This is a genomic window from Massilia sp. Bi118 (assembly GCF_918697865.1).
Classification (GTDB): Bacteria; Pseudomonadota; Gammaproteobacteria; order Burkholderiales; family Burkholderiaceae_D; genus Telluria.
Window position 1 is genome coordinate 1 of sequence record NZ_CAKKMV010000024.1, and the last position, 18,742, is coordinate 18,742.

Consider the following 18,742-nt stretch of genomic DNA (forward strand, 5'->3'; position numbering starts at 1 on the left):
GCCCACGCCGTCCACCGCCGCCCAGGACCTGTACTCGGCCGCCAGGGGCGACCTGCTGCAGATCCGCATGCTGCTGAAGAATGGCCGCAGCCAGTCGACGGTGGGCTCGGGCTTCCTGGTCGGCACCGGCAACCTGGTGCTGACCAATTACCACGTGGTGTCGCAGATGGCGCTCGACCCGGACGTCTACATCGGCGAATACGTCGACACCGACGGCAAGACCGGCCCCGTGGAGCTGATGGCGGTCGACGTGCTGCACGACCTGGCCGTGGTGCGCGTGAACCGCGCCGGCACCGGTTTCTTCCAGGTGCCCGACCATCCGGTCAAGCTGACCCAGGGCCAGTACCTGTACTCGCTCGGCAACCCGCTCGATCTCGGCTTCGCGATCTCGGAAGGGTCGTACAACGGCGTGGTCAGGCGCAGCTTCTACGACCAGCTGGTCTTTACCGGCCCGATCAACTCCGGCATGAGCGGCGGCCCGAGCGTGACGGTGTCCGGCACCGTGGCCGGCGTGAACGTCTCCAAGCGCCTGGACGGCGAGTCGGTCAGCTTCCTGGTGCCGGTGCGCTATGCCCAGGAACTGCTGCGCAAGGTCGCCACGCAACCGCATCCGCCGAAGAACTTCAACCCGCTGATCGCCCAGCAGCTGCTGGCCCACCAGCGAGAGATGATAGCCCGCCTGCTGGCCGAGCCCTTGTCGATCAAGACCATGGGGCCTTATCACGTGCCGGTGCGCGAGTCGCAGCAGTTGCGCTGCTGGGGGCGCTCGAACTTCCGCCTGGAGGCCGAGTACACCGGCGATTCCGTCAGCTGCGCGATGGAGGTCGCGGTCTACGTTTCGGACAGCCAGCAGACCGGGCACGTGTCCATGTCCCACCTCTACCTGCGTTCGGCCGGCATGCATCCGCTGCAGTTTTCCGCGCTGGCCAGCGGCCGCTTCCGGGTCGACCGCATCGGCGCCTCGCGCGATACCCGCCTGACCCGCCCGTCCTGCACCGAGATGTTCGTGCACACGGCCAGCCTGCCGCTGCGCGCCGTCACCTGCGTGCGCGCCTACCGCAAGTTTGCCGGCCTGTACAACTTCACCCTGCTCACCGCCAGCACCGGCGACGCCCAGGCCAGCCTGCAGAGCCGCCTCGACCTCGCCGGCGTCTCCTTCGACAACGGCATGCGCGCCACCCGCGCCTTCCTGTCCGCGCTGGGAAGGCGTCAGCAAAAAGGACGGGCACAATGAGCAGGCGGATACAATGAGCTGGTTCATCGAGACCGTGGCGCGCAACGGCGACGTACTGCAGCGCCACTGCATCGACGCCCTGCCGATCCGCCTGGGACGCGGCTACGACAACGACTTCATCATCGACGACGACTATGTCGCCGCCAGCCACGCGCGCATCGAACTGGACGCCGCCGGACGCCTGGTGCTGCGCGACCTGGGCAGCAGGAACGGCCTGAATCACCGCGGCAAGCGGCTGCAGGAAGTGGTGCTGTCGGGCGACACCGTGGTGCGCATCGGCCATACCTCGCTGCGCGTGCGCGCGGCCAGCTTTCCGGTCGCGCCCGAACTCGAGGACCGCACTTTCCACCGCTGGGAAGGCGCGCTGCCCGGGGCGGCGGGCATCCTGCTGACCGCGGGCTTCGCCCTGTTCGCGCGCTGGCTCAGCGACACCCAGTACTTCGAATTCGTGCGCTACTTCGAAGCCCTGGCCTGGGGCGCCGGCGCGGCCCTGCTGTGGAGCGGCGGCTGGGCCTTCGCCAACCGCCTGTTCGGGCGCCACGCGCGGCTGGGCCGCCACCTGTTCGTGTTCGGCTGCGGCCTGGCCGCGCTGGCCGCCACAAGCCTGCTGGCGGCCACCATCGCCTATGCCTTCTCGCTCGAAGCCTTCACACGCTACGCCTCGCATGCGGCAACGCTGCTGGTGGCCGGCATGGTCTACTTTCACCTGGGCACGGTCGATCCGCAGAACCGGCGCCGCTACCGCTGGATCGCGGCCGGCATGGCCATGCTCGGCTCCGGCCTGATCCTGGCCTACAACCTCCAGCGCACCGGCCGCCTGTCGGACGAGCTGTACATGGCGGTGCTGCTGCCGCCCGCGGTGCGGGTCAGCCAGGACCACGGCATCGACGAATTCATGCGCGAGGTCGAAGGCATGAAGCCGGCGCTCGACCGCGGACGGGGGCGCAAGCCGGGCGAAGATGAACTCGAGAACTGAATATTGCAAAGCCTGTAAGCAGCTGTCAGGCGCGTAAGTGTTTGTAAAGTGCGTCAACAGACGGTAGCGGGCTCACGTTTGACGAAGAGTGATACCTACCGATAAACAGCTGAGGACCCTTCACCATGAAAAAAACCATCGTTACCGTGATTGCCGGCCTGTTCGCCACCGCAGCCTTTGCCCAGACGCCCGCCCCGGCCACCGCGAAACCGGCCGCCAGGCAAGCCGTGCTCGTCAACAATGCCGACCTCAAGGCTGCCAAGGCGGCGAAGGCCGATGCCAAGGCTGCACGTGCCGAGACGCCGCCGGCCCAGGCCGACATGAACATGGCGCAGGAGGACACGAAGGCGGCGAAGGCACCTGCCAAGGCGGCGAAGACCAGCGCCAAGCACACGAAGAGCAAGGCCAGGCACGTTGCGAAGGCCGACACCATGAAGGACAGCGAGGAGTCCGCCGCCCCGGCGCCGGCCATGACGCCGACGCCTGAAGCTAGCCCGGCTCCGGTTGACGCCGCCGCGCCGGCGCCCAGCCCGATGCCGACGCCGGCGCCTAGCCCGATGCCGGCGCCGGCGCCGGAGGTGACGCCGGCGCCTGCCACGCCCCCGGTCACTAACGCTACCCCTGCCGCCCCCATCACCCAGTAAGCCAGCCGTTCGCCAGTGATGAAATTGGCGCGGAGATTTTGACAAAGTAACAAGGATGGCAGATGATCCTGCCATGCCGAATCTCCGCCGCAACTTCATCTTCATCCTGGCCTGGACCCTGTTCTGGACCCTGATGGTGCTGGTGGCCATCCAGGACTTCCAGCGCAACGAGCACAGTCCCGACCTGTGGAAGCCCATCCTGTGGGAAGGCTCGTCGGCGCTGGTGGCGACGCTCATGGTGCTGCTGCAGCTGCGCTTCTCGCGCAGCCATGAGCACCTGCTCGGCAGCCCGCTGCGCTGGTTCGCGCGCGAGGCGCTGTGGCTGCCGCTGTGGTGGCTCGTGTTCACGCCGCTTGCCTTCGGCATCCGCCACGCCGTGTATGCGCTGGCCGGCGACACCTACCGGCACGACCCGTGGCCGCAGCTCTTCCTTTATGAGTCGATGAAGATCTCGATCTTCGTCGGCCTGTTCACCGCGGTCCGCTTCGGCATCAAGTCCTACCAGGCCCTGGTCGAAGCCCAGCTGCGCGCGCAGCAGGCGATCGCCCTGCAGCAGCAGGCCCAGCTGCAGCGCCTGGCCCAGCAGATGCAGCCTCACTTCCTGTTCAATTCCCTCAACACGATCTCCTCGCTGATGCACGTGGATGTCGAAAAAGCCGACGCCACCCTGATGCAGCTGGCCGGCGTGCTGCGCACCACGCTATCCCTGGGCGAGGCCATCGAGGCGCCGCTGCAGGCCGAGCTCGACATCGCGCGCGGCTATGCCGGCGTGATGGCGGAACGCTTCGCCGGCCGGGTCGAGATCGCCTGGCGCATCGACGAGGCCCTGCTGGCCCAGCCGCTGCCGGTGATGAGCCTGCAGCCGTTGCTGGAGAACGTGTTCAGGCACACGGTCGAAAAACGGCGCGGGATGACGCATATCGAAGTCTCGGCGCAGCGCGAGTCCGACAAACTGGTGCTGCGCGTCGATGACGACGGCCATCTCGACGACAGCCCGGGCGATGCCGGCAAAGGCTGCGGCATCGGCCTGTCCAACCTGCGCGCGCGCCTGGCGGCGCTGCATGGGCCGCGCGCCTCGCTGTCCCTGGCGGCCCGCGATGGCGGCGGCGTGCGTGCCGAGCTGAGGCTGCCATGCGCATCCTGATCGTCGACGACGAGAAGCCGGCGCGCGACAAGCTGCGGCGCCTGCTGGCTGCGGAAGCCGGCGTCACCGCCATCGATGAAGCGGCGGACGGCATCGAGGCGCTCGAACGGATAGCCGCATCCGAGCCGGACGCTCTCTTCCTCGACATCGCCATGCCGGAACTGTCGGGCATCGAGCTGGCGGCCTCGCTGCCGGAACCGGCGCCCGCCATCGTGTTCGTGACGGCCTGGGACCAGTACGCGATCCAGGCTTTCGACGCCGGCGCCATCGACTACCTGCTGAAACCTTATGACGCGGCGCGGCTGGCGCGGGCTGTGCAAAGACTACGCGAGCGTATGCAGTCGCCGGCGCCGCAAGCCTTGCCGGCCCTGCCCTTGCACCAGCTGCTGGTGTCGGAGCGCGGCGCCACGCGCGTGGTGCCGGTGCTCGAGATCGGCTGGATCGAAAGCGCGGACAACTACGTGGTGCTGCATACGCCGTCGGGCAGCCCGCTGCTGCGCCAGACCCTGGGCGGCCTGGCCGAGCGCCTCGGCCCCGCCTTCCTGCGCTGCCACCGGCGCGCCGCCGTACAGCTGGCCTGCATCGAGCGCGTGGTCCCGCTCGACAAGGGCGATTGCGAACTGGTGCTGCGCGGCGGCGCCCGCGTGCCCTGCAGCCGCCAGTACCGCGCCGCCGTGATGGAACGCCTGGGGATCCAGGCGACTTAAGGCTTAATGCGTGGTCGCGCCGCGTTCGCCGCGCTCGCTACGCTGGCTGGCCTGGCTGGCGGGCGGCTGCGCGCCGCTCTGGGCATGCTGCTGCCCTGCCTGGGCATCGCCGGCGCCGCCCTGGGCGCCATCGCCGCTGCGGTACTGCGAAGCGGCGCCATTGCCGGTGCGGGCAAACGGATCGGTAAACTGGCGCACGGTTTCCTGCTGGGCGCGCAGGCTGCGCTCGGTCTGCTCGGTGGCGTCGCGCGCGACTTCGTCGGCCAGGGCGCGTGCGGTACGGGCGGTGGTCTGCACGTGCTGCTCGGTGACCTTGGTCAGCTCCACCTGGGCGTCGGCGGCCAGGCGGGTGATGTGCTGCTGGTAGGCGCGCAGCTTGTCGCTGGTCGGCTGGGCGCGTGCGGTGGCGGCGCTCAACAGCTCGGTCTGGCGGTCCGCGCTCAGCATGTGCTTGCTGGCCAGCGTGGACTCCTCGATCAGGGTCTGCATCAGCTGGATGTTCAGGTCGCACATCTGCGAGAAGGACTTGAACAGCGATTTCGACATGTCGTTCAGGAAGGCAGTCTGGGCATCGACGTGGGTGCGCACTGCCGGGGTGACGTTCTGCGGAAACGGATACATAAGCTTGCCTCGTATGGTGTGGTTGGACATGAAGGTAGAAGCCTAAAGACCTGAGGCTATGCGCGTTTGATATGCGCCAAGGGTGAAGGGCTTGAAAACCCTGCGTTCAAAAAGCCGCGCCGCAGTCCTTGCAGAAGCGGGAGCTAGCCTCATGGCCGCTGCTGCCACAGGACGGGCAGTCGCGCGCGGCCAGGATGCGCGCCGCGCCATGGCGGCGGTCGGCACGGCGCGCCGACAGTTCGGCCGTCACGATGCCGGTCGGTACCGCCAGGATGCCCCAGCCCATCAGCATCATGAAGGACGCGATCGCCTTGCCGAGGTGGGTGTGCGGTGTGATGTCGCCGTAGCCGACCGTGGTCATGGTCACGGTGGCCCAGTACATCGCCACCGGAATGCTGGTGTAGCCGTTCTGCGGCCCTTCGACCACGTACATCACGGTGCCGAGGATCAGGATCGCCATCAGCACCACCGACAGGAACACCATGATCTTGCGGCGGCTGGCGGACAGGGCTTCGCCCAGGCGCGTGTATTCCTCGATGTAGAGAGTCAGCTTGAAGATGCGGAACACGCGCAGCAGGCGCAGGATGCGGATGTCGAGGAACAAATTACTGCCCGGCACCAGCAGGGAGAAATAAGTCGGCAGCACGGCAAGCAGGTCGATCACGCCGTAGAAGCCGGTGGCATAGCGCCAGGGCCGCTGTACACAGATGACGCGCGCCAGGTATTCGATGCTGAACAGCACCGTGAAGCCCCATTCGACCAGGTTCAGGGTCTTGCCGTATTCGCTGTGCAGGCCCGGCACGCTGTCCAGCACCACCACCAGGATGCTGAGCATGATGGCGAACACCAGTGCGATGTCGAAGCGGCGCCCGGCGGGGGTGTCGGCCTCGAAGATGACGTCGAACATGCGCCGCCGCAGACCCGGCGGCGGCTTGCCGTAGGAATTCGGGACTTGGGAAACGTAGTGCTGGTCGGCGCGCTGTTGCGGCTTCACTTTGCGGCAGGCCCCTTCAGTTCGATCATGTTGCCCTCCGGGTCGTGCAGGTAGATCGACGGCCCTTCACCCTCGGCGCCGAAGCGCGATTCGACCGGCCCCGCTTCCACCCCGTGCGCCGCCAGGTGAGCACGGATCGCGTCAGGGTCGAACGGCTCGACGCGGAAGCAGACATGGTCGACGTTGCGTCCTTCCTTCCCGGGCGCGGCGCCGCCTATGCGGCCCAACTTGCTGTCCACCGGCATCAGGTCCAGCATGGCGCTGCCGGCGCGCAGCTGCACCAGGCCAATCTCATCCTGGCGCCTCACCTCGGCGCAGCCCAGCACCTCATGGTAGAAGCGCTGCATGCGCGCGAGGTCGATCACGCGCAAGACCACGTGGTCGATCTCGCGGATGGCGATCGGTCCGCGCGCCGCAGTCTGCGCGTCAATCGGCATGGCGCTCGACCCAGGTGGCGAAGCATTCCATGAACTGCTGCAGGAAGCCGTTCAGCGATTCGTCGGTGAGCTTGTCGCCATCGAACTTGTTGCCGATGCCGCCGATATAGGCCTCCGGCGACTGCATGCAGGGCATGTTGAGGAACACCAGGCATTGGCGCACCGCGTGGTTGGCGCCGAAGCCGCCCAGCGCGCCCGGCGAGTTGCTGACCACGGCGCAGGGCTTGCCGCTCCAGACCGCCTTGCCGTAGGGCCGCGAGCCGACGTCGATGGCATTCTTCAGCGCGCCCGGCAGCGAGCGGTTGTACTCGGGCGTGCAGAACAGCACGCCGTCGACGTCGCGGATGCGGTCGCGGAACTCGGTCCAGCGCGGCGGCGGGGTATCGGTCTCGTCATCCTGGTTGTACATCGGCAGCCCGGCGATGTTGACGATCTCCAGCTCCAGCGTGGGCGGGGCCACCAGCATCAGCTGCTTGGCCAGCTTGCGGGTGAAGGACTCCCTGCGGAGGCTGCCGACCAGTACTGCAATCTTGCGAGTTGCCATGACGATCCTCTTGTGTTTGCGGAATGGCTACATCATAACCGTGTTGCTCCATGCAAGCTGCCGGCCTTGTGCGCCCGGCCCGGACCAGGCCTTGAATGCGCGCTCGATCAGCAGGGTCTCGCGGGCATCCAGCACCTCGTCCGCATGCACGATGTCCAGCATCGCCTTCATGACCGAGATGCGCAGCGCCGGGTCCTCGACTTCGCCGAGCAGGGTATCGAGCAGGCGGCCGTCGATCTCGACCTCCGCGCTGCAGCGCCGTGCGGCGGTGGCGAGCAGGTCTTCGCACAGGTCGCGGACCACGTCGTCGAACTCGTCCTCGTCGAGCGCGGCCCGCGGCAGCACGCTCGAGGCGCGTATGGCCTTGAGCTCCGATGGCGCCAGATGGCCGTCGACGATCATGGTCAGGGCCAGCAGTCTCGATACCGCTTTGGTGCTGTTGGTGGGATACGAACGCATTGCATGCACTCCTCAGATGTTGGAAGCCTCAGAGTAATGCCTGACTCACAAAGTTAAAACCGCAGAAACCTTGATCGTTTCTCTGGTTTTTTCGAAGTCTTATTAATGCCGCTCAAATCCGCCGGCGCCGGTATTCATCCAGGAAGGATTCCAGCTCGCGGCCCGCCAGCACCTTCACCGCATCGCCGTGATGCGCATACAGGTAAGGCGCCCCGCCCTGCCGGTCGGTCAGCTTGGCGCGGATCAGGAAGCGTGTCCCGGCCGGATACAGGTCCGGATCGCGCAGCGTGCGCGCGCACTGCACCCGCATCGAGGTCGCGTAGGCCTGGCCCGCCATCGGCCGGATCCGCAAGGCGCCGCTGCGCGGGTCGATGAAGGACTCGACAGCGACGTCGCGGTAGGCCCAGGGGTCGCGCGCCATCTCAGGCTTTCGCTGCGGCTGCGGCGGCCGTGCTGTGCGGGACCGCTTCGCGGATCGGCAGGTTGACCAGGGCTGCTGCCAGGGCCAGCAGGATGTCCGCGTACCACATCCACGAATAGTCGCCGAAGTGCACGAAGGCCAGTCCGCCCAGCCAGGCGCCGAAGAAGCCGCCGACCTGGTGCGACAGCAGGGTCAGGCCGAACAGGGTCGACAGGTAGCGCGTACCGAACAGCTTGCCGACCAGCCCGGCCGTCGGCGGCACGGTCGCAAGCCAGCTGAAGCCGAGCGCCGCCGCAAAGATATAGAAGGTCAGCGCGGTCTTCGGCGCCAGCAGGTAGATGGCGATGATGAGGGCGCGGCCGCCGTAGATCGCGGCCAGCAGCCACTTCATGCGGTAGCGCTGCCCGAGCGCGCCGGCCACCAGCGAACCGGCGATGTTGAACAGGCCGATCAGGGCCAGCGCCGTGGCGGACACGCCGGCCGGCAGGCCGCACAGGCCAACCTCGCCCGGCAGGTGGGTGACCAGGAAGGCGATGTGGAAGCCGCAGGTGAAGAAGCCGGCGTGCAGGCATAGATAACTCTTGTCGCGCATGGCGGCGCGCACCTGGCGGCCGAGCGTGAACTCGTCGGCGGCAGTCGTGGATGCATGCGCCGGCGCTTTCTGGCCGCGCATCAGGAAAGCCAGCGGGATGGTCAGCAGCGTGGTCGCCGCCAGCGAGACCATCGCCACCACCCAGCCGCTGGCCTGGATGATCGCCTGCACCAGCGGCGAGAACACGAATTGCCCGAAGGAGCCGCCTGCATTGATGAAGCCGGCCGCGAAGGGACGGCGCTCGGCGGGCAGGCGCTGGGCGGTGGCGCCGATCAGGATCGAGAAGCTGCCGGCGCCGGCCCCGGCCGCGGACAGCACGCCCAGGGTCAGCATCAGGCCGAACTGCGAGGACACGAAGGGCGTGGCGGCCAGGCCGATGGCCAGCATCACGCCGCCCAGCACGATCACGCGCGCCGGACCGTACTTGTCCGCGACGGCGCCGAAGATGGGCTGCGAGGCGCCCCACATGAACTGGCCGACCGCCATCGCCAGGCTGATCGAGGCGACGCCGAGGCCGGTGGATGTGTTGATGGGCGAAAGGAACAGGCCGGTGGTCAGGCGCGCCGCCATCGTGAGCATGAGGATCGCGCTGGCGGAGAGGATCAGGAGCCAGGCTGCGCGCGGGCTCATCGGGGTCTGGGTCGTCATTTCGACAGTGTCGCATGGAGCGGAGGATGTTGCAGACGAGACCCCAAAACCGTCGTCCCCGCGAAGGCGGGGACCCATATTGAGGAACAGAATTCGGTACATTTGAAGCAGCCGCGGCTCTTCAAACCGACTGAATCCGGAAGCCCAGCATGGGTTCCCGCTTTCGCGGGAACGACGATTTACATCTTCACCAGCAACGCAGTCGCCTGCGCCGCCATCCCCTCTTCGCGCCCGAGGAAGCCCAGCTTTTCGTTGGTCTTGGCCTTGATGTTCACCTGCTGCGGCGAGACGCCCAGGTCCTCCGCAATCCGCGACACCATCTGCGGAATATGCGGCGCCATCTTCGGCTGCTGGGCGATGATGGTGGCGTCGATGTTGCCGATGGTGTAGCCGGTGGCGATCACGCGCGAGGCGACCTCGCGCAGCAGGGTGCGCGAGTCGGCGCCGGCGAACATCGGGTCGGTATCCGGAAAGTGCTTGCCGATGTCGCCGAGCGCGGCGGCGCCCAGCAGGGAGTCGATGATGGCGTGCAGCAGCACGTCGGCATCCGAGTGGCCCAGCAGGCCGAGGCGGTGCGGGATGGTGACGCCGCCGACGATCAGCTTGCGGCCCTCGACCAGGGCGTGGCAGTCATAGCCGGTCCCGATGCGGAACGGCGGAGTGGGGTTATACGATGCAAGAGCCATGGTGTTCACACGAGTTCAGGTTGGGACACTGCCAGGTACAGCTCGGCGATCCGGATATCGTCCGGCAGCGTCACTTTCAGGTTGCGGGGATGCCCTTCGACCAACTTGGGGGTCAATCCGAGGGCTTCAACCGCACTGGCGTCATCGGTAATCGTATTCGGGTCCGTCGCCGCCGTCAGGGCTTCGCGCAGCAATTGATAGCGGAACATTTGCGGCGTTTGCGCCAGCCACAGGCCGTTGCGCGGAATGGTGCCGCAGGCTTCGCCTTCGATGCAGCGCTTGACGGTGTCGACCACCGGCAGGCCCAGCAGGCCGCCGACCGGGTGCTCGCCGGTCGTGGTGATCAGCTTTTCGATCAGCTCGGCGGTCAGGCCGGGACGGGCGGCGTCATGCACCAGCACCCAGTCCGTGGGCGCCAGCGTATTCGCCAGCACGGCCAGGCCGTTGCGCACCGATTCCATGCGGCTGTCGCCGCCGCAGCGCAGCACGGTCACGCCATGGTGCGGGGCAACGCTGTCGATGTAGGGATCGTCCGGGCTCACCACCACGAAGGTGTGGGCGATCAGGTCGCTGGACTGGAAGGCGTCCAGGGTGTGGCGCAGCATCGGCTTGCCGCCGAGTTTGAGGTACTGCTTGGGGCTGCCCGCACCCATGCGGGCGCCGACGCCCGCGGCGGGAATTAAGGCAAAGTAACGTGGTGCTTGGTTCATTTATGGGCTTGATGTTGAAGGTTCGCGTCTTGTCGATCCAATAAGAGACTGTACCTCACCTTGGCAAACTTTGCTGAGACGCGCGTACTCGCCGGGACTGTCGATGCCTGTCTGCAGAGCCTTGGCCTTGCCCATCTCCCGCTTGATGAAGGGCATCCAGCGACCGTCCAGTTCCGCCTGCACGCGCGTCAGCGCCTGGCCGCGCGCAGCGTACACCGGCCGGCCATCGAAGCGCAGTCCCAATGTTTCCCGCACCCTGCTTTCCACTTTCGGCAGGTAGGCTATGTAGGCCTTGAGATGGCGCATCTCATGCGCAAGTATCTCGCGATACGTACAGCTGCCCTGCGCGAACTCGCTCCCAACGTAGATAACGATCGGCAGGTAGGAAAGGCTGACGCCAAGTTGCGGCAGCATGCATTCTTCGCCCGTGTCCGGGTCGCTGACGATGGCCCCTTCGAGACTGATCGCCACGCGCGACTCGGCGCGCGTCAGGCCCAGCACGAAGTCGCCGGCGCGGCCGCGCTTGATGCGGGTGAGGCTGCGCCAGGACAGGCTGTTGTCGACGCGGTAGCCGCTGTCATGCGCTTCGACCCGGACCCAGGTCGGCCGGCTGTCGGTATCGAGTCCCAGCTGGCGCGCCTCGCAGCGTGCCTGGAAAGGCGTGCGCGCCGCCGCTTCGTCCGCCGCCGTGAGCAGCATCAGCGCAAGCAGCAGCGCACGTAGTCCCATCTCAGCCTGGGGTCCAGGTGCCGGCGGCGTATTTCTCCAGCCAGAAAGTGCCGATGATGGTCTTGACGTCGGTGATCTGGCCGCTGCGCACCATCTCCAGCAGCTCCGGAACGGTGGCGCTGAAGAGTTCGAGGAACTCGCCTTCGTCCAGCTTCGCTTCGCCCTTGGTCAGGTCGCGCGCCAGGAAGATGTCGAGGTGCTCGTCCGAGTAGGCGATGGCGTTGTGGATGGTGCAGACGAAGTTCCACTCTTTGGCGCTGTAGCCGGTTTCCTCTTCCAGCTCGCGTTTGGCGGTGGCCAGCGCTTCCTCGCCCGGGTCGATTTTACCGGCCGGGAATTCGATGAAGACGCGGTCGTTCGGATAGCGGAACTGGCGCTCGAGCAGCACGCGGCCGTCCGGCAGCAGCGGCAGGATGACGACGGCGCCCGGGTGGCGGATGAACTCGCGCTGGGTTTCCGAGCCGTCGGGCAGCTTGATGCGGTCGCGGGTGACTTTGAGGAAGTGGCCATCGTAGGCCAGCTCGCCGTCGATGCGCGTTTCTCTCAGATGGGAATCCTGGGTGTCCATGGTAAGGGTAGCTCCGGTGATGCTGGTTATTCAACAGCACCGGCGCCATGGACGCGGGTGCTCAGTGCCGGCGCTTGCGCAGGTAACGAAGGACGAAACCGGGGAAGGCCAGGACGACGAACATGCAAGCCGAGATTGCATAGAATTCCCAGGTTTGCGGAAACGTGTTTCCGATCCGGGATTCCAGCAGATAGGCGAGCCCGCCGACGAGGAAGTATAAAACAAACAACTCGAGAAGGCGCACGACGAAGAACTTCGCGTGCGCCCTGCCCTGCGCTGGCTTCAGGGGGATGAAGCCGAACACGCTCTCGTTCAGGAAAGGCAGGTTGGCGAACGCGATCGCGACCGCGATCACCAACCAGGTTGCCAGGGACAAGTCCACAGGTCAGGTCAACCGAGCTTACGAACCCAGGGTCTGGGTCATGGCGCTCAGGCAGGCTGCCAGCAGCGAGCCCGGCATCACGCCCAGCAGCACCACCAGCACGCCATTCAGCGATAGGGCCACGCGCATGTCCAGCGGGGTCTTGATCGGCGAGACGTCCACCGCTTCGTCGAACCAGATGGTCTTCACGACGCGCAGGTAGTAGAAGGCGCCGATCAGCGAGAACAGCACGGCGACCACGGCCAGCCAGTACTGGCCGGTGGCGACCACGGCCTGCAGGACCGCCCACTTGGCCATGAAGCCCATCATCGGCGGCACGCCGGCCAGCGAGAACATCAGTGCGGTCATGACCAGGGCGTACCACGGGCTGCGCTTGGCCAGGCCCTTGAAGTCGGCGATTTCTTCCGCTTCGAAGCCCGAGCGCGCCAGCATCATCACCAGGCCGAAGCTGCCCAGGGTGGTCAGCACGTAGGTGATGGTGTAGTACATGGCGGCGCTGTAGGCCGGCGCTGCGTTGGCGGCGCTGCCGTTGGTCACGCCGGCCATCATGCCGAGCAGGACGAAGCCGAGCTGGGCGATGGTCGAGTAGGCCAGCATACGCTTGATGTTGGTTTGCGAGATCGCGGTCAGGTTGCCGACGGCCAGCGACAGCACGGCCAGGGCCAGCAGCATCTGCTGCCAGTCGAAAGCCATCGGCAGCAGGCCTTCGACCAGGATGCGGATCATCATCGCGAACGAAGCCAGCTTCGGCGCGGCGCCCAGCAGCAGGGTCACGCCGGTCGGCGAACCCTGGTACACGTCCGGCACCCACATGTGGAAGGGCACGGCGCCCAGCTTGAAGGCCATGCCGGCGACGACGAACACCAGGCCGAACACCAGGATGGTGTGGTTGGCGGCGTTGGCGGCGGTCAGCTTGGCGATGGTGCTGATGTCCAGCGAACCGGTGGCGCCGTAGATCATCGAGATACCGTAGAGCATGAAGCCCGAGGCCAGCGAACCCAGGATGAAGTACTTCATCGCGGCTTCGGTCGAGATCGCGTGGTCGCGGCGCATTGCCACCAGCGCGTACAGCGACAGCGACATCAGTTCCAGGCCCAGGTAGATCGGCAGCATGTTGTTGCCGGAGATCATGATCATCTGGCCCAGCATGGTGAACAGGGCCAGGACGTAGAACTCGCCGCCCATGTTACCGGACATCATGCCGCGGTCGCCCGAGTACTGGCGCGAATACACCAGGGTGATGCCGACCGCCAGGTAGGTGAACAGCTTCAGCAGGTTGGCCATCGGGTCCGACACGAACATGTTGAAGAACGTGTAGGTCGTAGTGCCGGCGTTGAAATCGCCATAGGTGATCACTGCGCAGCCGACCAGGGTCAGCAGCGACAGGACGTAGGTAATGTTCCGCTTCCCTTCCTTCAGGAACATGTCGATCAGGAGAATCGCGCAGGACGCGACCACCAGGAAGATTTCCGCGGACAAGGGCGCCATGTTGATGGACGCCGCAGAAAGAGTCGTATTAATCATCGGATTCATATCTTTGTAGTTTCCTGCTTAGTGCATCGGCAGCTTGCTGACCGACACATGCTGCAGCAGGTCGGCCACCGACACTTGCAGCGAGTCGGTGAACGGCGCCGGATACAGGCCCATGTAGATGGTCAGGATCGCCAGCACGCCCAGCATGAAGAACTCGCGGCCGTTCAGGTCGGTCAGTTCGGCCACGTGCTTGTTGCCGATCTTGCCGAAGATGACGCGCTTGACCATCCACAGCGAGTAGGCCGCGCCCAGGATCAGGGCGGTGGCGGCCAGCAGGCCGGTCCAGAAGTTGAACTGGACGGCGCCGAGGATGACCATGAATTCGCCCACGAAGCCCGAGGTCGCCGGCAGGCCGCAGTTGGCCATCGCGAACAGGACCGAGAAGGCGGCGAACTTCGGCATGCGGTTCACCACGCCGCCGTAGTCGGCGATTTCGCGCGAGTGCATGCGGTCGTACAGCACGCCGATGCACAGGAACATGGCGCCCGACACGAAGCCGTGCGAGATCATCTGGACGATACCGCCCTGCACGCCGATCTCGTTGAAGATGAAGAAGCCGAGGGTGACGAAGCCCATGTGGGCGATCGACGAGTAAGCGACCAGTTTCTTCATGTCCTTCTGGACCATCGCCACCAGGCCGATGTAGATCACGGCGATCAGCGACAGCACGATGATCAGCGGCGCCAGGTAGTGCGAGGCGTCAGGGGCGATCGGCAGCGAGAATCGCAGGAAACCGTAACCGCCCAGCTTCAGCATGATCGCGGCCAGCACCACGGAACCGCCGGTCGGCGCTTCCACGTGGGCGTCCGGCAGCCAGGTGTGGACCGGGAACATCGGCACCTTGACGGCGAAGGCCATCAGGAAGGCGATGAAGATCAGGACCTGCTCCTTCATGCTCAGCGGCAGCTTGTGCCAGGCCAGGATATCGAAGGAACCGCCCGACTGGTTGTACAGGTAGATGATCGCGATCAGGGTCAGCAGCGAACCCATGAAGGTGTACAGGAAGAACTTGAATGCCGCGTACACCCGGTTCGGGCCGCCGAACACGCCGATGATGATGAACATCGGGATCAGGGTGGCTTCGAAGAAGAAGTAGAACAGCAGGCCGTCCAGCGAGACGAAGACGCCGATCATCAGGCCCGACAGCATCAGGAAGGAGCCCATGTACTGGGCCACGCGTTCCTCGATCACCTGCCAGGCGGAGATGATGACGATGATCGTGATGAAGGCGGTCAGCGGCACGAACCAGAGGCTCAGGCCGTCGATACCCAGGTAGTACTGGATGTTGAAGCGCTCGATCCAGGCCGCCTTTTCGACGAACTGGGGACCGTGGGCGGTATTGCTGAACTGGGTGAACAGCGGGATGGTCGGCAGGAAGCTGACCACCGCGCCGATCAGCGACAGCACGCGGGTGAAGCCCGCCTTGCTGTCACGGCCGACGGCCAGCACGATCACACCGAAGATGATCGGAAGCCAGACCGAAAGGCTCAGGTACGGGTAGGAGGAAATCGTGGACTGCATCTTGTTTTTCTCTCTGTTTAAGCGTGCCAGAACGGGAAGAAGTACAGCAGCGTACCCAGCACGCCCAGGATCATCACGAACGCATAGTGGTAGATATAACCAGTCTGGAACGTGCGGACGATGGTCGAGAACCAGCCCACCAGCTTGGCGGAACCGTTGACGACCAGGCCGTCGATCAGCACGCGGTCACCCACCTGCCACAAGGCCTTGCCAACACCGCGTGCGCCGCCGGCGAACACGACTTCGTTGAACTTGTCCATGTAGTACTTGTTATCCAGCAGGGTGTGGATCGGGCGCAGCGCCTTGTAGAAGGCAGCCGGCACGCGCGGGTTGATCATGTAGCAGTAGTAGGCTGCGACCACGCCGGCCAGGGCCAGCCAGAACGGCAGCGAGGTGAAGCCGTGCAGGGCCATCTGCAGCGGGCCGTGGAACTCTTCGGCCAGCTTTTCCATCGCCGGGTGACGCTCGGTGTTGATGGTGATGACCTTGTCGAAGAAGCCGCCGTACAGCATCGGCTTGATGGCGAAGAAACCGATGATGACCGACGGGATCGCCAGCAGGATCAGCGGCAGGGTCACCACCAGCGGCGACTCGTGCGGCTTCTGGCCCGGGGCCAGGCCGTGGTGGCCGTGGTCGTCTTCGTCTTCCTCGTGGTGCGCGGTGGCTTCGTGCAGCGCGGTCGGATCGTGGCCTTCATTGCCCTGGTTGGTATCCGCGTGGTGCGCGTGGTGCGCATGATCGTCGTGGTGGTCATGCGCATGCGCCTGGCCGAAACGCTCTTTACCGTGGAACACCAGGAAGTACATGCGGAAGGAGTAGAAGGCGGTGATGAACACGCCGGCCACGACCGAGAAGTAGGCAAAGCCCGAACCCCACAGGTGGGACTCGTGCACGGCCTCGATGATCGAGTCCTTCGAATAGAAACCGGCGAAGAACGGGGTACCGATCAGGGCCAGCGAACCGAGCAGCGAGGTGATCCAGGTGATCGGCATGTACTTGCGCAGGCCGCCCATGTTGCGCATGTCCTGGTCGTGGTGCATGCCGATGATGACGGAGCCCGCGCCGAGGAACAGCAGCGCCTTGAAGAAGGCGTGGGTCATCAGGTGGAACACGGCGACGTTGTACGCCGACACGCCCAGTGCGACCGTCATGTAGCCCAGCTGAGAAAGCGTGGAATAAGCAACAACGCGCTTGATGTCGTTCTGGATGATGCCCAGGAAGCCCATGAACAGCGCGGTGATCGAACCGATCACGATGATGAAGGACAGCGCGGTGTCCGACAGCTCGAACAGCGGCGACATGCGCGACACCATGAAGATACCGGCGGTCACCATGGTCGCCGCGTGGATCAGCGCCGAGATCGGGGTCGGGCCTTCCATCGAGTCCGGCAGCCAGACGTGCAGCGGGAACTGCGCCGATTTACCCATCGCGCCGATGAACAGGCAGATGCAGGCGGCGGTCAGCAGCGGCCAGTCGGTGCCCGGCACGGTCATCGCGGACAGCGCGCCGGCGTGGCGGAAGGTTTCCTGGTAATCCATCGAGCCGGTCGCGGCCAGCAGCAGGCCGATGCCGAGGATGAAGCCGAAGTCGCCGACGCGGTTCACCAGGAAGGCCTTCATGTTCGCGAAGATGGCCGTCGGGCGGGTGTACCAGAAGCCGATCAGCAGGTACGAAACCAGGCCCACCGCTTCCCAGCCGAAGAACAGCTGCAGGAAGTTGTTGGACATGACCAGCATCAGCATCGAGAACGTGAACAGCGAGATGTACGAGAAGAAGCGGTTGTAGCCGTCATCCTCGGCCATGTAGCCGATCGTGTAGATGTGGACCATCAGCGACACCGAGGTCACCACGCACATCATCATGGCGGACAGCGCGTCGATCTGGAAACCGACCGCCATCTTCATGCTGCCGATGGTCATCCAGGTGTAGACGTCGCCGTTGAAAGTCTGGCCGTCCAGCACGTCCATCAGGGTCATGATCGAGAGGACCATGGCGATGAACACGCCAGCGATGGTCGCGGTATGCGACACCTTGCGGCCGACCACGTTCCCGAAGAACTTGGTGCCGAGCAGGCCGGCGATCGCCGAGCCCGCGAGCGGTGCGAGTGGCACCGCCAGCAAGAGGTTAGGGTTAATTGGCCCCGTCATTTTCTATAGCCTTATGTCTTGTTTATCGAGGAGTTCACAGAACAAACCGATTAGCCCTTCAGGCTGTCGAGGTCTTCCACGTTGATCGTGTCCAGGTTACGGAACAGGACCACCAGGATCGCCAGGCCGATCGCCGATTCGGCGGCCGCGACAGTCAGGATGAAGAACACGAAGATCTGCCCTGCTGCATCACCCAGATAGTGCGAGAAGGCGACGAAGTTCAGGTTCACTGCCAGCAGCATCAGTTCGATGGCCATCAGCAGGATGATGATGTTCTTCCGGTTCAGGAAAATACCGACCACCGAGATCGCGAACAGGATCGCGCCCAGGATCAGATAGTGAGCGAGCGACAGAGTCATGGGTTCTCCTTGTTGGCGGCTGCGGCTGCCTCGGCCTTCGCAGCAGCGGCTGCGACAGCCGCGGCGTCGATCGCCTTCTGGTCGATGGCCTGCATCTTGACGATGCGCAGGCGGTCGTTACGCTTGACGCTGACGGCCAGGGCCGGGTCGATGGCCTTGGTGTCCTTGCGCTTGCGCAGGGTCAGGGCGACGGCGGCGATGATCGCGACCAGCAGGATCAGGCCGGCGATCTCGAAGCCGTAGATGTACTGGGTATAGATCAGGCGGCCCAGTTCGCGGGTGCCGCCGATGTGGCCGACGGCCGCTTCAGCCGGCGCCTCGGCGGTGCCGAGGAAACCGCGCCACAGGACGGCGGCCATCTCCAGCACGACCAGCGCGCCGATGCCGGAGGCGATCGGGAGATAGCCCCAGAAGCCTTCGCGCATGCGGTCGACGTTGATGTCCAGCATCATCACGACGAACAGGAACAGCACCATCACGGCGCCGACATAGACCAGCACCAGCACGATGGCCAGGAACTCGGCCTTCAGCAGCATCCAGATGCCGGCGGCGTTGAAGAACGCGAGCACCAGGAACAGCGCGGCGTGAACCGGGTTCTTGGCGGTAATGACGCGCAACCCGGCGACGATCATGATCGCCGAGAACACGTAGAACAGAACAGTTGTGAATTCCATGACTTACGCAGG

22 protein-coding genes are annotated in these 18,742 nt (G+C 65.2%); 5 read left to right on the forward strand and 17 right to left on the reverse strand.

From position 1 onward, the window contains the following. The 5 genes from LQV39_RS24530 to LQV39_RS24550 all read left to right on the forward strand — a co-directional run. Positions 1–1,234 (forward strand): serine protease (locus LQV39_RS24530; RefSeq protein WP_230029812.1); only part of this gene is annotated, 1,234 nt, incomplete at its 5' end. 13 nt (positions 1,235–1,247) lie between these two features. After that, a complete protein-coding gene (locus LQV39_RS24535; protein WP_230029813.1) occupies positions 1,248–2,210 on the forward strand; it encodes an FHA domain-containing protein in 963 nt (320 codons plus the stop codon). A gap of 125 nt (positions 2,211–2,335) precedes the next feature. Continuing rightward, entirely contained in the window at positions 2,336–2,854 is a 519-nt protein-coding gene (locus tag LQV39_RS24540) for a hypothetical protein (RefSeq protein WP_307727872.1), read from the forward strand. Positions 2,855–2,927: 73 nt separating this feature from the next. Beyond that, a complete protein-coding gene (locus tag LQV39_RS24545) occupies positions 2,928–3,998 on the forward strand; it encodes a sensor histidine kinase (RefSeq protein ID WP_230029814.1) in 1,071 nt (356 codons plus the stop codon). Then, positions 3,986–4,705, forward strand: a complete 720-nt coding sequence (locus LQV39_RS24550) for a LytTR family DNA-binding domain-containing protein (RefSeq protein ID WP_230029815.1) — start codon at positions 3,986–3,988, stop codon at positions 4,703–4,705. Before LQV39_RS24545 ends, LQV39_RS24550 begins: the two co-directional genes overlap by 13 nt. 3 nt (positions 4,706–4,708) lie before the next feature. Here the strand turns inward: LQV39_RS24550 and LQV39_RS24555 are convergent, their stop codons facing one another. The 17 genes from LQV39_RS24555 to LQV39_RS24635 all read right to left on the reverse strand — a co-directional run bounded on the left by LQV39_RS24555 (position 4,709) and on the right by LQV39_RS24635 (position 18,730). Then, a complete protein-coding gene (locus LQV39_RS24555) occupies positions 4,709–5,326 on the reverse strand; it encodes a phasin family protein (RefSeq protein ID WP_230029816.1) in 618 nt (205 codons plus the stop codon). Positions 5,327–5,432: 106 nt separating this feature from the next. Next, complete coding sequence (locus tag LQV39_RS24560) at positions 5,433–6,320, reverse strand: ion transporter (RefSeq protein WP_374199483.1); 888 nt, start codon at positions 6,318–6,320, stop codon at positions 5,433–5,435. Further along, complete coding sequence (locus tag LQV39_RS24565; protein WP_230029817.1) at positions 6,317–6,757, reverse strand: VOC family protein; 441 nt, start codon at positions 6,755–6,757, stop codon at positions 6,317–6,319. Before LQV39_RS24565 ends, LQV39_RS24560 begins: the two co-directional genes overlap by 4 nt. Then, positions 6,747–7,301: an NADPH-dependent FMN reductase gene (locus LQV39_RS24570; protein ID WP_230029818.1), complete on the reverse strand. Its 555-nt coding sequence runs from the start codon at positions 7,299–7,301 to the stop codon at positions 6,747–6,749. The genes LQV39_RS24565 and LQV39_RS24570 overlap by 11 nt, the downstream gene beginning before the upstream one ends. Before the next feature lie 27 nt (positions 7,302–7,328). Beyond that, positions 7,329–7,760 carry a TerB family tellurite resistance protein gene (locus tag LQV39_RS24575; protein WP_230029819.1) on the reverse strand — a complete coding sequence of 144 codons (432 nt, stop codon included), beginning with the start codon at positions 7,758–7,760 and terminating at the stop codon, positions 7,329–7,331. Positions 7,761–7,872: 112 nt separating this feature from the next. Next, on the reverse strand, positions 7,873–8,181 hold the full coding sequence (locus LQV39_RS24580; RefSeq protein WP_230029820.1) for a hypothetical protein: 309 nt from the start codon (positions 8,179–8,181) through the stop codon (positions 7,873–7,875). Position 8,182: 1 nt separating this feature from the next. Beyond that, a complete protein-coding gene (locus LQV39_RS24585) occupies positions 8,183–9,421 on the reverse strand; it encodes an MFS transporter (protein WP_230029821.1) in 1,239 nt (412 codons plus the stop codon). Between the two features lie 179 nt (positions 9,422–9,600). Further along, entirely contained in the window at positions 9,601–10,107 is a 507-nt protein-coding gene (gene ispF, locus LQV39_RS24590) for a 2-C-methyl-D-erythritol 2,4-cyclodiphosphate synthase (protein WP_230029822.1), read from the reverse strand. Positions 10,108–10,112: 5 nt separating this feature from the next. Next, positions 10,113–10,817 carry a 2-C-methyl-D-erythritol 4-phosphate cytidylyltransferase gene (gene ispD / locus LQV39_RS24595; protein ID WP_230029823.1) on the reverse strand — a complete coding sequence of 235 codons (705 nt, stop codon included), beginning with the start codon at positions 10,815–10,817 and terminating at the stop codon, positions 10,113–10,115. Then, a complete protein-coding gene (locus tag LQV39_RS24600; protein ID WP_230029824.1) occupies positions 10,818–11,546 on the reverse strand; it encodes a hypothetical protein in 729 nt (242 codons plus the stop codon). It lies immediately after the preceding gene. A gap of 1 nt (position 11,547) precedes the next feature. Beyond that, complete coding sequence (locus LQV39_RS24605; protein ID WP_230029825.1) at positions 11,548–12,114, reverse strand: NUDIX domain-containing protein; 567 nt, start codon at positions 12,112–12,114, stop codon at positions 11,548–11,550. A 61-nt stretch (positions 12,115–12,175) separates the two neighbouring features. Continuing rightward, positions 12,176–12,496, reverse strand: coding sequence for a DUF2818 family protein (locus tag LQV39_RS24610; protein ID WP_230029826.1), 321 nt, complete (start codon positions 12,494–12,496; stop codon positions 12,176–12,178). Positions 12,497–12,514: 18 nt separating this feature from the next. Then, the gene (gene nuoN, locus LQV39_RS24615) at positions 12,515–14,029 is read right to left on the reverse strand and encodes an NADH-quinone oxidoreductase subunit NuoN (protein WP_230029827.1); all 1,515 of its coding nucleotides are present in this window, start codon (positions 14,027–14,029) and stop codon (positions 12,515–12,517) included. A gap of 18 nt (positions 14,030–14,047) precedes the next feature. Beyond that, entirely contained in the window at positions 14,048–15,550 is a 1,503-nt protein-coding gene (locus tag LQV39_RS24620) for an NADH-quinone oxidoreductase subunit M (protein WP_230029828.1), read from the reverse strand. Between the two features lie 17 nt (positions 15,551–15,567). Further along, complete coding sequence (gene nuoL, locus LQV39_RS24625; protein WP_230029829.1) at positions 15,568–17,697, reverse strand: NADH-quinone oxidoreductase subunit L; 2,130 nt, start codon at positions 17,695–17,697, stop codon at positions 15,568–15,570. Positions 17,698–17,747: 50 nt separating this feature from the next. Continuing rightward, the gene (gene nuoK / locus LQV39_RS24630) at positions 17,748–18,056 is read right to left on the reverse strand and encodes an NADH-quinone oxidoreductase subunit NuoK (RefSeq protein ID WP_036168632.1); all 309 of its coding nucleotides are present in this window, start codon (positions 18,054–18,056) and stop codon (positions 17,748–17,750) included. Then, positions 18,053–18,730 (reverse strand): NADH-quinone oxidoreductase subunit J, encoded by a 678-nt coding sequence (locus tag LQV39_RS24635; protein WP_230029830.1) that lies wholly within the window; start codon positions 18,728–18,730, stop codon positions 18,053–18,055. The genes nuoK and LQV39_RS24635 overlap by 4 nt, the downstream gene beginning before the upstream one ends. Between the last annotated feature and the right edge of the window lie 12 nt (positions 18,731–18,742).

Excerpts from the sequence above, each read along its gene's own strand:
- LQV39_RS24570 (WP_230029818.1), bottom strand. The coding sequence starts at position 7,301 with ATGGCAACTCGCAAGATTGCAGTACTGGTCGGCAGCCTCCGCAGGGAG.
- LQV39_RS24555 (WP_230029816.1), bottom strand. The coding sequence starts at position 5,326 with ATGTATCCGTTTCCGCAGAACGTCACCCCGGCAGTGCGCACCCACGTC.
- LQV39_RS24605 (WP_230029825.1), bottom strand. The coding sequence starts at position 12,114 with ATGGACACCCAGGATTCCCATCTGAGAGAAACGCGCATCGACGGCGAG.
- nuoK (WP_036168632.1), bottom strand. The coding sequence starts at position 18,056 with ATGACTCTGTCGCTCGCTCACTATCTGATCCTGGGCGCGATCCTGTTC.
- LQV39_RS24545 (WP_230029814.1), top strand. The coding sequence starts at position 2,928 with ATGCCGAATCTCCGCCGCAACTTCATCTTCATCCTGGCCTGGACCCTG.
- LQV39_RS24550 (WP_230029815.1), top strand. The coding sequence starts at position 3,986 with ATGCGCATCCTGATCGTCGACGACGAGAAGCCGGCGCGCGACAAGCTG.
- LQV39_RS24580 (WP_230029820.1), bottom strand. The coding sequence starts at position 8,181 with ATGGCGCGCGACCCCTGGGCCTACCGCGACGTCGCTGTCGAGTCCTTC.
- LQV39_RS24600 (WP_230029824.1), bottom strand. The coding sequence starts at position 11,546 with ATGGGACTACGTGCGCTGCTGCTTGCGCTGATGCTGCTCACGGCGGCG.
- nuoN (WP_230029827.1), bottom strand. The coding sequence starts at position 14,029 with ATGAATCCGATGATTAATACGACTCTTTCTGCGGCGTCCATCAACATG.
- LQV39_RS24585 (WP_230029821.1), bottom strand. The coding sequence starts at position 9,421 with ATGACGACCCAGACCCCGATGAGCCCGCGCGCAGCCTGGCTCCTGATC.
- LQV39_RS24540 (WP_307727872.1), top strand. The coding sequence starts at position 2,336 with ATGAAAAAAACCATCGTTACCGTGATTGCCGGCCTGTTCGCCACCGCA.
- LQV39_RS24535 (WP_230029813.1), top strand. The coding sequence starts at position 1,248 with ATGAGCTGGTTCATCGAGACCGTGGCGCGCAACGGCGACGTACTGCAG.
- ispF (WP_230029822.1), bottom strand. The coding sequence starts at position 10,107 with ATGGCTCTTGCATCGTATAACCCCACTCCGCCGTTCCGCATCGGGACC.
- LQV39_RS24575 (WP_230029819.1), bottom strand. The coding sequence starts at position 7,760 with ATGCGTTCGTATCCCACCAACAGCACCAAAGCGGTATCGAGACTGCTG.
- LQV39_RS24635 (WP_230029830.1), bottom strand. The coding sequence starts at position 18,730 with ATGGAATTCACAACTGTTCTGTTCTACGTGTTCTCGGCGATCATGATC.
- ispD (WP_230029823.1), bottom strand. The coding sequence starts at position 10,817 with ATGAACCAAGCACCACGTTACTTTGCCTTAATTCCCGCCGCGGGCGTC.
- nuoL (WP_230029829.1), bottom strand. The coding sequence starts at position 17,697 with ATGACGGGGCCAATTAACCCTAACCTCTTGCTGGCGGTGCCACTCGCA.
- LQV39_RS24565 (WP_230029817.1), bottom strand. The coding sequence starts at position 6,757 with ATGCCGATTGACGCGCAGACTGCGGCGCGCGGACCGATCGCCATCCGC.
- LQV39_RS24620 (WP_230029828.1), bottom strand. The coding sequence starts at position 15,550 with ATGCAGTCCACGATTTCCTCCTACCCGTACCTGAGCCTTTCGGTCTGG.